The 14,020-nt window shown below is 64.4% G+C and carries 12 protein-coding genes; 3 read left to right on the top strand and 9 right to left on the bottom strand.

The window, feature by feature from the left end:
* The 9 genes from ACO07J_RS06590 to ACO07J_RS06550 all read right to left on the bottom strand — a co-directional run bounded on the left by ACO07J_RS06590 (nucleotide 1) and on the right by ACO07J_RS06550 (nucleotide 9,297).
* Entirely contained in the window at nucleotides 1–1,023 is a 1,023-nt protein-coding gene (locus tag ACO07J_RS06590) for a histone deacetylase family protein (RefSeq protein WP_422027449.1), read from the bottom strand.
* Complete coding sequence (locus tag ACO07J_RS06585; RefSeq protein WP_422027447.1) at nucleotides 1,020–1,514, bottom strand: GNAT family N-acetyltransferase; 495 nt, start codon at nucleotides 1,512–1,514, stop codon at nucleotides 1,020–1,022. Before ACO07J_RS06585 ends, ACO07J_RS06590 begins: the two co-directional genes overlap by 4 nt.
* Nucleotides 1,501–2,427: a 3-keto-5-aminohexanoate cleavage protein gene (locus tag ACO07J_RS06580; RefSeq protein ID WP_422027445.1), complete on the bottom strand. Its 927-nt coding sequence runs from the start codon at nucleotides 2,425–2,427 to the stop codon at nucleotides 1,501–1,503. The genes ACO07J_RS06585 and ACO07J_RS06580 overlap by 14 nt, the downstream gene beginning before the upstream one ends.
* 226 nt (nucleotides 2,428–2,653) lie before the next feature.
* A complete protein-coding gene (locus tag ACO07J_RS06575) occupies nucleotides 2,654–3,991 on the bottom strand; it encodes an aspartate aminotransferase family protein (protein ID WP_422029725.1) in 1,338 nt (445 codons plus the stop codon).
* Nucleotides 3,992–3,999: 8 nt separating this feature from the next.
* Complete coding sequence (locus ACO07J_RS06570) at nucleotides 4,000–4,722, bottom strand: ABC transporter ATP-binding protein (RefSeq protein ID WP_422027443.1); 723 nt, start codon at nucleotides 4,720–4,722, stop codon at nucleotides 4,000–4,002.
* Nucleotides 4,719–5,459: an ABC transporter ATP-binding protein gene (locus ACO07J_RS06565; RefSeq protein ID WP_422027441.1), complete on the bottom strand. Its 741-nt coding sequence runs from the start codon at nucleotides 5,457–5,459 to the stop codon at nucleotides 4,719–4,721. The genes ACO07J_RS06570 and ACO07J_RS06565 overlap by 4 nt, the downstream gene beginning before the upstream one ends.
* A complete protein-coding gene (locus tag ACO07J_RS06560; protein WP_422027438.1) occupies nucleotides 5,456–6,688 on the bottom strand; it encodes a branched-chain amino acid ABC transporter permease in 1,233 nt (410 codons plus the stop codon). The genes ACO07J_RS06565 and ACO07J_RS06560 overlap by 4 nt, the downstream gene beginning before the upstream one ends.
* A 12-nt stretch (nucleotides 6,689–6,700) precedes the next feature.
* Nucleotides 6,701–7,969, bottom strand: coding sequence for a branched-chain amino acid ABC transporter permease (locus tag ACO07J_RS06555; RefSeq protein ID WP_422027436.1), 1,269 nt, complete (start codon nucleotides 7,967–7,969; stop codon nucleotides 6,701–6,703).
* A gap of 92 nt (nucleotides 7,970–8,061) precedes the next feature.
* Entirely contained in the window at nucleotides 8,062–9,297 is a 1,236-nt protein-coding gene (locus tag ACO07J_RS06550) for an ABC transporter substrate-binding protein (protein ID WP_422027434.1), read from the bottom strand.
* A gap of 3 nt (nucleotides 9,298–9,300) precedes the next feature.
* Here ACO07J_RS06550 and ACO07J_RS06545 point away from each other — a divergent pair, with 3 nt between their 5' ends.
* From ACO07J_RS06545 to ACO07J_RS06535, 3 genes are all read left to right on the top strand, one after another.
* Complete coding sequence (locus ACO07J_RS06545; RefSeq protein WP_422027432.1) at nucleotides 9,301–10,461, top strand: LysR family transcriptional regulator; 1,161 nt, start codon at nucleotides 9,301–9,303, stop codon at nucleotides 10,459–10,461.
* A 103-nt stretch (nucleotides 10,462–10,564) separates the two neighbouring features.
* Entirely contained in the window at nucleotides 10,565–11,314 is a 750-nt protein-coding gene (locus tag ACO07J_RS06540; RefSeq protein WP_422027430.1) for a MarR family transcriptional regulator, read from the top strand.
* Nucleotides 11,315–11,431: 117 nt separating this feature from the next.
* Entirely contained in the window at nucleotides 11,432–13,939 is a 2,508-nt protein-coding gene (locus ACO07J_RS06535; RefSeq protein ID WP_422027428.1) for a Hint domain-containing protein, read from the top strand.
* Nucleotides 13,940–14,020 lie beyond the last annotated feature (81 nt).

Here is a 14,020-nt window from a genome sequence, read left to right as displayed (position 1 = left end):
TCAGTGTCCTTCGATACCATGGAGGAATGCGGTCAGGTTGGCGCCCAGAGCGTCGGAGACGTAGCCGCCTTCCTGCACGATGACCAGAGGCAGGCCAAGGCCCGCGATGGCCCTGGCAATTCGGGTGAAGCCTTGCGTCGTGACCGCGAACCCCTGGAACGGATCGTCGACATGCGCGTCGAGCCCCAGCGCCAGGACAATGACATCGGCGCCGAAATCGGTGATCCGTTCGAGCGCCCGGTCGAGCGTCTTCAGATAGGCGTCGTCATCCGTACCGCGGGGAAGCGGCAGGTTGAAATTGGCGCCCAGCCCCGCCCCCTCGCCCCGTTCATGAGCGTGACCCCAGAAGAACGGGTAGAAGCGCGCCGGGTCGGCATGGATCGACACGGTCAACACGTCGTCTCTTGCATAGAACATGCCCTGCGTGCCGTTCCCGTGATGCACGTCGATGTCGAGGATGGCCGGACGCAGCCCTCTTGACAGCAATCGTTGCGCGGCGATGCCGGAATTGTTGAAGAAGCAGAAGCCCCCGGCGAGATCCGCGAAAGCATGGTGCCCCGGCGGGCGCGACAGCGCATAGACGGCGCGCATACCGTCGGCGACCGCGTCGGCCCCGCTGACGGCGCTCTGGGCCGACCAGTAAGCCGCCTTCCAGGTGTATTCCGCAATTGGGCACGCGGTGTCTGCCTGGTGATAGCCCGCCTGCCCCACCGCCGAGTCCGGGTAGCTGTCGGTCCGGTTCATTGGATGGACGTTGGGGATCACCTCGTCGGAGGCACCCTCGATCCTCTGCCAGCGGGCGTGAATATTGCGCAGGAATGTCAGGTACTCGGCCGCATGGACGGCCGCAATGGGCCCCAGCCCGGCGTCGGCGGGGGTTTCGAAGACGCAGCCTGCCGCCTCGGCCCCCGCTTTCAGGATATCCACCCGTTTCGGCACCTCGGGGTTGGGCTTGCGCGATCCATTGGCCATGAAGTTCTTCGGATCATGGGCGCGCTGACGGTCGTCGAGAATGGCTTTCATTGAGGGTCTCCCAGCAGGTCGTTGAAGGCCTCTGCCTTGAGCAGGCAGGTCCGGTCACGCCCGGCAATATCAAAGCCGAGCCGGTCGTAAAACGCCTGCGCGGCCGTATTCTCGGCATATACGGTCAATTTCAGGAAACGGGCCTGCCAGGTGTCGCGGGCAAACCCCGCAACGGCGCGCAACAGTGACCGCCCCAGCCCCTGTCCGCGCGCACTGTCCTTGATCCAGAGATCGGACACGTAGACGCCCGCGGCGCCCAGGGTCGTGGAAAAGACCGGCGAGACCAGCGCGGCGCCGATGACGGTACCGCGATCACGGGCCAAAAGACCGTGACAGGCGGGCGTCTCACCCAGGCAGGCGCGGGCCAGCACCGCCTCGGTCGCGCAATGCGTGTCACCCATATGGGCGGACAGCGCCTCGAGCGCCCGGGCGAGGTCGGGGATATCGTCCGGACCTGCCGGCCTGACCTGCAAGCTGTCAGAAGGCGACACGGTCCGCTCCCTTCAGGCCGAGCATGGCGCGGGCCTCGTCGGGTGTGGCGACCTCGCGGCCCAGGTCCTCGACGATGCGGCGAACCTTCTCGACCTGTTCGGCATTCGAGACCGCCAACCGCCCCTTCCCGATGTAAAGGCTGTCCTCGAGCCCCACGCGAACGTGCCCGCCCATCCCCGCCGCCATCGCCGCCATGGGCATTTGGGCCCGGCCCGCGGCCAGCACGGAGAAACGATACGCGTCGCCGAAATAATCGTCGGCCAGGCGCACCATGTGGGTCAGCGTCTCGGGCGCGGCCGCCATGCCGCCAAGCACGCCGAAGACGAATTGGATGAAGATCGGCGGCTTCACCATGCCGCGCTCGACAAAATGGCGCAGCATGACGAGGTGACCCATGTCGTAGCATTCGAACTCGAACCGCGCGCCACGCTTTTCGCCCAGTTCGTGCAGGACATGGGCGATATCGCGCGGGGTGTTCTTGAAGATCAGCTCGTCGGTGGCCTCGAGAAACGGTTTCTCCCAGTCAAACCGCCATTCCCGCTCCCGCGCGGACAGAGGATAAAGCGCGAAGTTCATCGACCCCATGTTGAGCGAGCACATCTCGGGCTCGGCCGCCATCGCACCCTCGAGCCTGTCTTCCAGGGACATGATCGCGCTGCCGCCTGTGGTGATGTTGATCACCGCATCACAGCGGTCGCGGATGCCCGGCAGGAACTCCATGAAATGCGCGGCCTTCGAGGAGGGCCGGCCGTTTTCCGGGTCACGCGCATGCAGGTGCAGGATCGCCGCGCCGGCCCCGGCGGCCTCCACGGCCTGATCCTCGATGTCCTTCGCGGTGAAGGGCAGATGCGGCGACAGGCTGGGCGTGTGGATCGAGCCGGTGACGGCACAGGTGATGATGATCTTCGACATGGGAGTTAACCGGCCAGATTGGGGGCCAGCCCCCTTTCCGGGACGCTGTCCGTTCGCAGGCGAAACGCGCCCCCGGCGCGTTTCCGGGTTGCCTGCTCACCCCCCGGGATACTTTCAGCCAGAAGAAGCAAGCGCGCGTGCTCTGTTCTTCTTCTGGCCAGAAATATCCCCGCCGGAGGCATCCGACGGGGCATCGGAGCACATGCGGTCAAGTCAGCTCGCATGGTCAAAGCCCCGCCTCTTCACAGAAACGATCAAGAGCGCGGGTGAGTTTCACGATGATCTCATCCACCTGTTCCTCGGTGGTGATCATCGGTGGTGCGACGATGAAGTGATCGCCCGAATACCCGCCCCGGGTTCGGCGGGAATAGATGATGAGCCCCTCGTCATAGGCCGCCTCGACCAGCCGGTCATAGGCGTTCATCTCCTTCGGCAGTGGCGCCATGGTGGCCCGGTCGGTGACCAGTTCGAACGCCTGCAGCATCCCCATGCCGCGCACGTCGCCGATGATCGGGTACCGGTTCATCAGCGAACGCAGGCGATGGCCGAGTTGCGTGCCCACATCCAGCGCATTCGCCATCATGTCCTGCCGTTCGATCTCCTCGATCACGGCGAGACCGGCGGCACAGGCGAGCGGATTGCCGGCATAGGTGAAGCCGTGGATGAAGCCGCCCTGCCCCAGCACCGCCTCGACGATTTCCTCCTGTGCGATCACCGCCCCCAGCGGCATGTAACCGGCGCCGAACCCCTTGGAGAGCGCGGCGATGTCCGGCACGGTGCCCCAGTTGTCCGCGGCGAAGAAGGTACCGGTTCGCCCGCCGCCCGAGATCACCTCGTCATGGATCAGCAGCACGTCGTAGCGGTCACATATCTCGCGGATGCGCTTCATGTACCCTTCCGGCGGCATCAGGCAGCCGGTGGAGGCGCCGCCGATGGGCTCGACGATGAAGGCCAGCACGGTTTCCGGGCCTTCCTGCAGGATGCGCTCCTCCAGCATGTCGGCATAGTGGCGTCCGGTTTCCGGATCGCCAGGGTCGAGCCCGTCGAGATAAGCGCGCGGCGCCGGGATTTTCGGCATCTGCCGCATCATCGGGTCGAAAGGTGCCGTCATCGGCGCGTAACCGGTCAGCGCGAGCGCACCAAGCGTGCAGCCGTGATAGGCCGGGTAGCGCGAGATGACTTTCCAGCGCTGCGGCTCGCCCGCGGCCAGCTTGTATTGCCGGGCCAGCTTGATGGCACTTTCCACCGCTTCCGAGCCGCCGGAGACGAAGAACACCCGCTCCATCCCGTCGGGCGCGAGCCCGGCAACCTTGGCCGCCAGCGCTTCACCCGGCTCGGTTTCGAAATGCAGCCGATAGCCGAAGGTGGCGATCTCCATCTGCTTGCGCATCGCGGCGAGCACGTTCGGGTTGGAATGGCCGATATTGCAGACCATCGCGCCGGACGAGCCGTCGAGATAACGCTTGCCGTCCACGTCCCAGATATACACGCCCTCGGCCTTCTTGAGCCGGGGGCGGCGTTGCCGGGTCTGATAGAATAGGTGGCTCCTGCCCTGCCCGTCCATGTCGTCTCTCACGCTATCCAGAACGCCTTTTCGAGATCGTCGAACTCGCTGGCCGGACCTTCGAACTTGTTGCGGCCCAGTTCAAGCACGTACACATAGTCGGCGATCTTGAGCGCGTGACGGATTTCCTGGTCGACCAGGAGGATGGTCAGCTTGTCGACCTTCGACAGGTCGGTGAGCATCTCGTAGACTTCCTCCGCCAGCATCTTCGACAGGCCCGCCGTGGGCTCGTCGACCAGCAGCATCTTCGGTTCCGACATAAGCGTACGGCCGATCTCGACCATACGCTGCTGCCCCCCCGAGAGCTCGCCCGTCACCTGCTTGCGCTTGTCGCGCAGCGCCGGGAAGCGGTCGTAGTTCGCCTCGACCTTCTGGCGCACCTGCTTGCGGTCGCGCCGGAACGTCCAGGCCCCCAGTTCGAGATTCTCCTCGACTGTCATGTCCTTGAACACGCCGGGCTGCTGCGGGATATAGGCTAGGCCCTTCAGGATCTTCTCATGTGGCGGGATGCCGAGGACCGACTCGCCGCCGAGCAGGATGTCGCCCTGGTTGGGCGCGAGGAAGCCGAAGGCGGCCTTGAGCGCGGTCGACTTGCCGACGCCGTTGGCGCCGAGGATCGTGGTAATCTGTCCCTGCCGCGCCTTGATGTCGAGGTCGGACAGGATGTTGAGATCGCGGTAGTAGCCCACCGAGAGGTTCTTCATTTCCAGAACGGTAGCCGGTTCGGTCATGCCGGGGTCTCCTCGCCTTCCTCGGCGCCGAGATAGGCCTCGATCACCGCCGGGTCGTTCTTGACCTCCTGCGGCGGGCCGTCGGCGATGAGGTCGCCGAAGTTCAGCACCAGAAGCCGCTGGGACAGCGAGAAGATCGAGTCCATCTGGTGGCTGATGATGATGATCGCCTTGCCCTCGTCGTTGACGCGCTGGATGTAGGCGTAGATCACCTCCATCAGGCGCGGGTGAACGCCGGCAAAGGGCTCGTCGAGGATGATGACGTCGGGGTTGAGCATCAGGAGGCGCCCCAGTTCCAGCAGCTTCTGCTGCCCGCCCGACAGGGCCTGCGCGTACTCGTTGCGCAGGTGGTCGATGGTCAGGAATTCCAGCACCCCCATCGCCTTGTCGCGCAGTTCGGCCTGCCCATGCGTGTTGCCCATGGCGAGCGCCGGCACGTAGAGGTTCTCCAGCACCGTCATCCGCCTGAAGGACCGCGTCACCTGAAAGGTGCGGCCAAGCCCGGCGCGGGCCACCTCGAAGGGCTGCAACTGGTCGATACGTTCCTCGCCCAGGTAGACGGTGCCGCTGGTGGGCTTGATCGCCCCGTCGAGGATGTTGGTCATCGTCGTCTTGCCCGCGCCGTTGGGGCCGATCAGGCCGATCAGCTCAGGCCCGTTGATCTCGAAATTCACGCCTTTCAGGACATGGTTGCCGCCAAAGCGTTTCTGCAGGTTGGTGACCTTGAGATGTATCACTCCGGTGCCTCCGTTCTGTGCGGTCCGCCGCCCGGGCCGGTGACGGTCGAGGCACGCTTGGCCACGGTTTCCTCGGCCACGCCCTCGCGGCGGAAATAGCCGATGATCGGGGCGATGAGTCCGTTGCGGAAGAACCGCAACGTGATCATCAGAAGTACTCCGAAGAACACCAGCCGCCAGATCGTCATGTCGATCTCGACCCCGCCAATGACGAAGCTGTTGCGCAAGAGTTCCAACACCACCTGCAGGATGATCGCGCCGATGGCGGCGGCGACGAAATTCTCGATGCCGCCGATCACCGCCATGGCGACGACAAGGCTCATCTGCAGCAGGAACAGCATGTTGGGCGTGATGATCTGCACGTAATGCCCCTGCACCGCGCCCGCTGCGGCGGCCATGGCACAGGTGATGGTGAAGACCAGCACCTTGTAGCGGGTGGTATTCACGCCCAGCGCCGCGGCGGCGTCCTGATCCTCGCGCAGGGCGCGCACGAAGAGGCCGAATTTCGACCGGGCGAGCCATCCGAGAATGGCAAGGCAGGCCAGCAGTAGCGCCAGCATGGTATAATAGGGCGGCAGCTTGTCGGTCGGCTCGAAATAGGTGCCGAAAAGGTTGATGCCGTTGGGGTAGAGCGGCGGCAGTTCCAGCCCCGCCTGGCCCCGCGTGATGTCGATCTCGGCCGAAATCGTGGCCTTGAGGATTTCCGAGAAGCCCAGCGTGAAGAGCGCCAGGTAAGCCGCCCGCAACCGCAGCACCAGCATCCCGACGAGGAACCCCGCGAGCGCCCCCATCAGCGTGCCGAGGATGATGCCAAGCGGAACCGGCATCGGCTGTACATCGACCGTGCCGCCCCAGGCATCGAGCGCTTGGCGCAAACAATCCTGCGTCAGCGTGGTCGAAGTCACCCCGATCGGGTTCACCACGACCAGCCATTGTCCGAAGAAGGGCATTTCGGCACATAGCTGCGTCGGTTCGGGCGAAAGATAGATGTAGTGGCAGAAGAGCCCCGTCGTATAAGCCCCGATCGCCATGAAGCCCATGTGCCCGAACGAGAACTGCCCTGCATATCCCGAAAGCATCGACCAGCTTGCCGCGAGGATCGCGTAGAAGAAGCCGGTGATCAGGATATGCATGATGTAGTCGTAATCCGACGCGCCATAGGTCAGCGGAAAGATCAGCAGCAGGATCAGAAAGACGCCGCCGGCGAGGTTGGGTATCTGTTTTCTCATGGCCTCTACCCCCTAGCCCTTTCCGTGCATGCCGCCGGCGAAGCGGCGGCCGAACATGCCCGTGGGCCGCAGCAGCAGCGTGAGCGTGAGAACGATCATCCCGTAGGCGGGAATATAGCTGGCGGCCTTCTGCGCATCTGGCACGCATCCGGTGCCCGCCGCCTCGACCAGCCCCACCATGATGCCGCCGATGAAGGCGCCGGGTAGAGAGCCGAGGCCCCCCAGCACGACGATCACGAAGGAGCGCATCGCCGGGATGGCGCCCACCTGCGGCAGCCACGAGAACGCCTGCACCAGCAGCGCGCCCGCCAGGGCGGCGATCATCCCGCCAAGCGCGAAGGCCAGCATGTTCATGGTGTTGGGGTTGATGCCGGTGATGGCCGCGGCTTCACGGTCCTGGCTGACGGCGCGCAGGGCCTTGCCCGTCCATGTCCGGTGCATGAGGAACAGCAGCGCCAGCAGCACGAGGATACAGGTGATCGCCGCCGTGAAGCGCGGGCTGGAGATGGTGACCTGCTCGAACAGCGTCATGCTGCCACGGCTGGTCTTGATCCAGATCGGGTCGGCCTCGGCCGGGAAGCGCCAGCGCGGGAATTCGAGAAAGCGCTGTGCCTTCACCGGGTTGGCGCCGACGAGGGCCTGAACGAAGTATTGCAGGGTGAAGGCCAGGCCGAAGGTGACGAGGATGCCGTATTCGATCGGCCGGTCGATCTTGCCGTGATACATCGGCGTCAGCATCAGCCGCTCGAAGACCGCGCCCAGCAGGAAGGCCACGAGGCAGGCGCCGAGCACCCCCATCAGCGGGTTGATCCCGGGAAACCAGACCTCGGTGATGAAATAAACGAGCATCCCGCCGATCATGTAGAACTCGCCATGGGCGAAGCTGACCACGCCGAGGATCGAGAAGATCAGCGACAGGCCCAGCGCCATGAACCCGTAGATGATGCCGATGATCAGCCCGTTGACGAACTGGCTGGCGACGAAGCCGCCCGAGACGACGCAGATGTTGTCCGGATCGGCGAAGCTGAAGGTCACCGCGATGATCAGCACGGTCAACAGCGCGAGCGACGTGGTCAGGTAGACGGAGGTGCGCGGTGTCGCGGCCCAGACCGCCGCAAGCCCCACGGGCCCGAGCGACGCACCTGCCATCGTGCCGATGAAGGCCGCGTTGGAGGTGTCGAGATCGCGGGCGAGATAGCGGCGCTTGATCAGAATGCTTCCGGCGACGCCCCAGAAGATCATCCAGGCCAGAACGCCCCAGAACAGCAACGGAAATTCCACGATGTCCCCCGTGTCACGCCGGGTTTGCCCCGGCTGTTTTAGGATTGTCGAGTGTCCGGGCGCCGGCATGGGCGCCCGGACATATCAGCAGATCACTCGTTCACGAAGACCGGCTCGGCGGTCTTGTAGGCATCCGGGTAGACGATCGCCGCGCTGGTCGAGTCCTGCCCTTCCTCCTGGTACTGGATCATGGTCAGGGCCGGATCGGGCCACTGGTGCCACCACTCGTCGCCCTTGCCGTCTTCCGACGGATCCTTCTGGGTGCCATAGGGGAAGTAGATCTTGCCCAGCGTTCCGTCATGCTCGATCGATTCCAGTGCCGTCACGATGGCGTCGGCCTCGGTCGAGCCTGCCTCCTCGATGGCCTGGGCGATGATGGCGATCGAGTCGTAGGCTTCCATCGCGTAGCTCTCGACGTCCGACTTGCCCATCCGCTCCTTGTAGGTGGCGGCGAAGGCCTTGCCCTTTTCGGTGAACTGCGACTCGGGCACGCCGATGCGCTGGACGAAGGCGTTCTGCCCGTCCGGCACGTTCTGCCAGTATGCGCCGGATTCCAGCGCGTCCTGTCCGGTCACGAAGGGAAGGTCGAGCGGCCCGATGCCGGCATCGGCCGCCTGCTGGGTGAAGTTGTAAGCAGCCTCGCCCGTCACCAGCGTGATGATCATGTCCGGGTTCTCGGCCTTGATGCGCTGGACGATGCCGGCATAGTCCTGCGTGCCGATATCGACCGAGAAGGTCGTGCTTTCCACGCCGCCGCTTTCCAGCCCCTTGGCCGTTTCCTGCGAGGCCGGGATGCCGTAATCGGTGTTCTCGGTCAGGATCGCCACCTTCTCGACGCCCGGCACCGTCAGCGCGAACTGCCAGATCGTTGCCGACGCCCACGAGCTCAGCGGGGCGATGCGGAAGATGTACTTCTGCTTGTCGCCGGTGATCGTGTCGTTCCACGTCTCGGCAAAGACCACCGGCACCCCGAGGCGCTGCGCCACGTCCTTCGAGGCCACGCCGACCGAACTGTGATAGCCGCCGCCCACGGCCACGACGCCATCCTGCGTGATGAATTTCTCCATCAGTGCGGCGCCCTTCTCGGGCAGGCCCTCGGAATCGCCGATCACCACTTCGATGTCACAGCCCAGCACACCACCATCCGCGTTGATGTCTTCCTCGGCAATCAGCATCGCCTCGCGCATCGCTTCACCGCCGACCACCGTGCCGGGGGCGGAAAGCGGGGCGATCCCGCCGATCTTGATGGGGCAGTCGGCCGCCATGGCGGCACCGGCCGTCACAAGGGCGCCGACCGCGGTGGCGGTCAGCAGTCTGAAAGTCGTCATGGATTGTCTCCCGTTGGTTCCCGGCTCTTTTTCCCGAGCCTCGTGAGCCAAACTATTGCAGCCCCCGACAAAATGCCTCAAATTGATAATACCTATTCAGAGCATAGACGGGTTTTATGGGGCCGGCAGCATCGGGCCCGAGCGGAGAAGGATGGGGCGCTGAACCACGCGGACAAGTTCGTCACCAATCTCGACTGGAACCTGCTGCGCACGTTCGTGGTGATTGTCGAGGAAGGCGGGATCACGGCTGCCGCCACGCGCCTGCTCCGGCGCCAGCCGACGGTCAGCGTGGCGCTCGGCCGGCTCGAGACGCAGATCGGCAGCCGGCTTATAGAACGGGGTGGCGGCGCGTTCCGGCTAACGGCTGCGGGGCGGGAACTGTATCGCGAATGCACCGAAATCTACGGATCGGTCTCGCGCCTGGCCGACCTGACCCGATCGGCCTCGAAAGACCTCAGCGGCCATGTCGACATCCTGCTGGCAAGCCACGTGGTCACCCCGATCCTTGACCAGACGCTGATCGATTTTCACCGCACCCATCCCGCCGTGAGTTTCGAAGTGCGCGTCGAGACCAGCCGAAACGTTCTTCGAGGTGTGCTGGAAAAAACGGCGCCCTTCGGAATCTGCCTCCTTAACCGGCGCCTGGCAAAGCTCGAGTACCAGCGAATCTATCGCGAGCACTTTGGTTTTTTCTGCGGCCCGCCCCACCCGCTTTACGGGCGGCGTGACCTGGACATCAGCGATCTGCGTGGCTGTGCCGGGGTTTCGTTCGAAACCGACAGCATGGATGACGCGTTGCGGCCGGTGGCCGTCTTTCGCCGCGACAACGACCTCGACCACAACATCGTCGGCCGGTCCACACACCTGGAAGAGGTGCGGCGGCTTATATATTGCGGGCTTGGCATCGGCCCCCTGCCCATCCATGTCGTCCGGCAGGATCTCGAAACCGGTACGCTTTGGCGCCTGCCGCCCTACAAGGAGCCGCCGGCCGTCGACATTTTCGTGGTCACCAACCCTGCCAGCCGGCTGAGCCGGACCGAGGCGGCCTTCCTGTCGGCGCTCAAGGAGCAGATCGGCACCAAGACACTGGCGGACCGTACCTATGACGACCTGCGCCCGCCGGGCTTGATGTCGCGGCCCGTCGGACCGGTGACGACAGGGTGACCGGTTCACGTCCTCCCTGGTCGCAGGCGCCGGTTGTTCGCGTTCCGGAAATGATCGTGCCGGCTCCACATAAAGGCGGAAATGTGGCAAATCTGTGTCGCGAATGACTGACGAAACCGACATAGAGGGGCGCGGCGCCGCGGTATCGGGATCGGCCGGCCGGGCCCTGCTCTGCCTCGGGCTGGTGCTCGACCATGGCCCGGTCTCGCCTCAGCGGCTGACCTCGCTCAGCGGTCTCAGCCGGACTGCGGTGCATCGGGCCATCCACGCGTTGATCGCCCAGGGCTATGTCCGCTACCAGCTCGGCAAGATGCACGTCATCGTCACCGCCGAGCTGCGGGACAGTTTCCGCGGGGCCTTCTTCAGCCCGCCGGGGATCGATACGGTTTCCACGGCGGTGGACGCGGCGCTGAAACATCGCAGAATTCAATGCGATATCGCGGTGTTGAGCCAGGCTGGCGAGGCCCGCATCGTTGAAACCACCACCCCCGACGAGGATACCGAGGTGGACTTCTTCGAAAGCGACCTTGCGTCGGTCCTGCTATCGCATTTCGACCCGGTGGCCGTCACCCGCATGACCGCCCGCGCCCTGCGGGCAGCCGGGGGTGGCGTGACTGTCGAGCCCGAGTTCCTCGACCGGTATCGCCAGGCCCAGTACCAGGGCTATATCTGGAACGCCCAGCAGGGCGCGCTCTGTTTGCGTGTGCCGGGTGATTCGGATCAGGCCATCGCGATCCGCCTCATTTCACGCGGATCCGGGCGCCATCGACAGAGAGATTGTGTCGAAACTGCGGAGGCAATTGGGCGGCTTCTGCCCGGAATGTTTCCAAATTTCGCCACAATTCGCGAGTGATTTCAATATACGGAATGATCCGTTTGTCTTTCCCTTGCCCGGCGGCTACCACTTTCCTTGATGCAAGTACCGGCGCGTTTTCGAACGCTCCGCCACCCAGTAAAGAGGAACACGACTATGGCCCCGACCAACAATCCCGGCATTGTCGACGGTGAAGACACCGGCGAGAACATGGGTCTCGGTTACGATGACTCGAACGCCCCGACCGATCAGGGCGGCGACCAGATCACCAATGGCGACGACACGATCTACGGCAATGGCGGCGACGATACCATTGACGGGGCCGGCGGCAACGACGTCATCCGCGGCGACGGGCCGGACGGGTCGTCCGGCGGCGCCCGCGAGATCTTCCAGTGGTCGGAAGCGCCTGGCTTCGGCGATCTTGCAAGTGCAGGCGAGTTCACCCAGGACACCGGCGACGCATCGATCACCTTCTCGATCGAGAACGCCGATGCCGGCTCCCAGAGCCAGTACCAGACCGAGGACCAGCTGACCGCGGGTCTCGACGACGAGGTCGCCGAAGATGCCTCGTTCGAGTCGGTGACGAACGTGAACGGCAACAGCACCACCTATCGCTGGACGTCCGAGGAAGGCACGATCGAGAATGTCGAATTCCGCGTGAACGACCTCGACGGCGACGGTCTTGTCGAAGTTCGCGCCTATGACGCGGAAGGCAACGAGATCCCGGTCTATATCGAGGACGCAGGCTCGGGCATCACCACGTCGAGCACCAATGGTCTGGACGGCAACAATTTCGCCGACAGCAACGATGGCAACTACACCGACGACAACGACCCCGAACACTCGTTCAAGGTCAGCATTCCGGGCCCGGTCGCCTATTTCGAAGTGATCCACAGCCAGGACGGCGGCGGCAACAGCGGCATCAACATCACCGACATCGCGTTCGACGTGTCGGGCAGCGGAGTGCCTGGCAATGACAAGATCTTCGGCGGTGACGGCGACGATGACATCGACGGCGGCGACGGTTCCGACTCGGTCTTTGGCGGCGACGGCGACGACACGCTAACCGGTGGCGCGGGTGACGACACGGTCACCGGCGGAAACGGCAATGACGTGGTCGAGGATCTGGATGGCGACAACACCATCGACACGTCCTCCGAACTCGGCCAGGCCGCCCTGCCCGACCGCGGCTACCCGGGCCTGTTCCCGGCCGATGACGATCCGAACGATGACCGTGACTCGGTCACCACGGGCGATGGCAACGACAACATCGTTACGGGCGACGACGCCGACACCATCGTTTCGGGCGGTGGCAACGACACGATCAACTCGGGCATCGACGATGACGAGGTCTATGCCGGCGACGGCGATGACCTGATCACGCTGGGCGAAGGTTCGGACTATGTCGAGGCCGGCGAGGGCAACGACACCATCTACGGCGGCCTCGGCCCGAGCTTCCCGGATCAGCTCAACATCACCGACGACGACACCGGCGGCGCCAGCCCGGACCTCGTGACCGACAACGGCATGGACACGATCTATGCCGGCGCGGGCGACGACGTGGTCTATGGCGAGGATGACAACGACGAGATCTACGGCGAGGACGGCAACGACTACCTCGACGGCGGCATCGACGAAGACACCATCGACGGCGGCGACGGCAACGACACGCTGGTCGGCGGCCAGGACGACGACTCGCTCATCGGCGGTCTCGGCGATGACGAGATGTCGGGCGGCGACGGCAATGACATCTTCGTCGAGAATGGCGGCGACGGTGCCGACACGATCACCGACTTCGGCGTCGGCGACTCCGGTCCGATCACCGATGGCGACCAGTCGAACAACGACTTCGTCGACCTGAGCGGGTTCTACAACGAAACCACTCTGGCGGATGTCAACGCGGCCGGCGGCAGCTTCACCTCGGCGATCGACATGCTGCGGGCGGATGCCGAGGATGGCCGGATCGACGGCAATATCGGCGGCACCGACTATAGCGCCCAGATCGGCGATGTCGATCTGACGCTGCAGGACGGATCGGGCGGGGCTGTCACCGGGTCGAGCCTGACCTACGACAACACCAACGTGCCCTGCTTCGTTTCGGGCACGCTGATCGCCACACGTCGCGGTTCGGTTCCGATCGAAGACCTGAAAGCCGGCGACGAAGTGATCACCATGGACCACGGGTTCCAGAAAATCCGCTGGATCGGCTCGACCACGGTTCCGGCCGAGGGAAGCCTTGCCCCGGTGGTGATCCGCAAGGGCGCAATGGGCAACGAGCGTGATCTGCGCGTCTCGCCACAGCACCGGATGCTGGTGCGTGGCTGGCACGTGGAACTGATGTTCGGCAAGCCCGAGGCACTCGTGCCCGCCAAGGCGCTGATCAACGACGAGACGGTCTTCCCGCTGGAAGGGGGCACGGTGGACTACTACCACATGATGTTCGACCGTCACGAGCTGGTCTATGCCGAGGGCATCCCGTCGGAAAGCTTCCACCCCGGCCACGTGGGTATGGGCGCCTTTGCCGAGGACGCACGCGAGGAAATCCTGCAGCTCTTCCCGGAACTGCGCGAGGACGTCACGGCCTATTCCGAGCCGGTGCGCCCGACCCTGAAGGTGCGCGAAGCCCGGGTGCTGGCGGAGAACCCCGAACTGATCAAAGAGTAAGCGCGCAAGCGCAATGGTTCGAGTGAAAGAAGGGGCGCCTCTCGGGGCGCCCCTTTCCTGTTGACCTCGCCCGAAAGAGCG

The sequence above is a fragment of the Roseovarius sp. genome (assembly GCF_965228755.1).
GTDB lineage: Bacteria > Pseudomonadota > Alphaproteobacteria > Rhodobacterales > Rhodobacteraceae > Roseovarius.
Note: the sequence above shows the minus strand (reverse complement) of the source record. Positions and strands in the feature narration are given on the sequence as shown.

Bases quoted from the DNA above. Each gene is read 5' to 3' on its own strand.
- ACO07J_RS06560 (WP_422027438.1), bottom strand. From the start codon at position 6,688: ATGAGAAAACAGATACCCAACCTCGCCGGCGGCGTCTTTCTGATCCTG.
- ACO07J_RS06570 (WP_422027443.1), bottom strand. From the start codon at position 4,722: ATGACCGAACCGGCTACCGTTCTGGAAATGAAGAACCTCTCGGTGGGC.
- ACO07J_RS06575 (WP_422029725.1), bottom strand. From the start codon at position 3,991: ATGGACGGGCAGGGCAGGAGCCACCTATTCTATCAGACCCGGCAACGC.
- ACO07J_RS06550 (WP_422027434.1), bottom strand. From the start codon at position 9,297: ATGACGACTTTCAGACTGCTGACCGCCACCGCGGTCGGCGCCCTTGTG.
- ACO07J_RS06535 (WP_422027428.1), top strand. From the start codon at position 11,432: ATGGCCCCGACCAACAATCCCGGCATTGTCGACGGTGAAGACACCGGC.
- ACO07J_RS06590 (WP_422027449.1), bottom strand. From the start codon at position 1,023: ATGAAAGCCATTCTCGACGACCGTCAGCGCGCCCATGATCCGAAGAAC.
- ACO07J_RS06580 (WP_422027445.1), bottom strand. From the start codon at position 2,427: ATGTCGAAGATCATCATCACCTGTGCCGTCACCGGCTCGATCCACACG.
- ACO07J_RS06540 (WP_422027430.1), top strand. From the start codon at position 10,565: ATGACTGACGAAACCGACATAGAGGGGCGCGGCGCCGCGGTATCGGGA.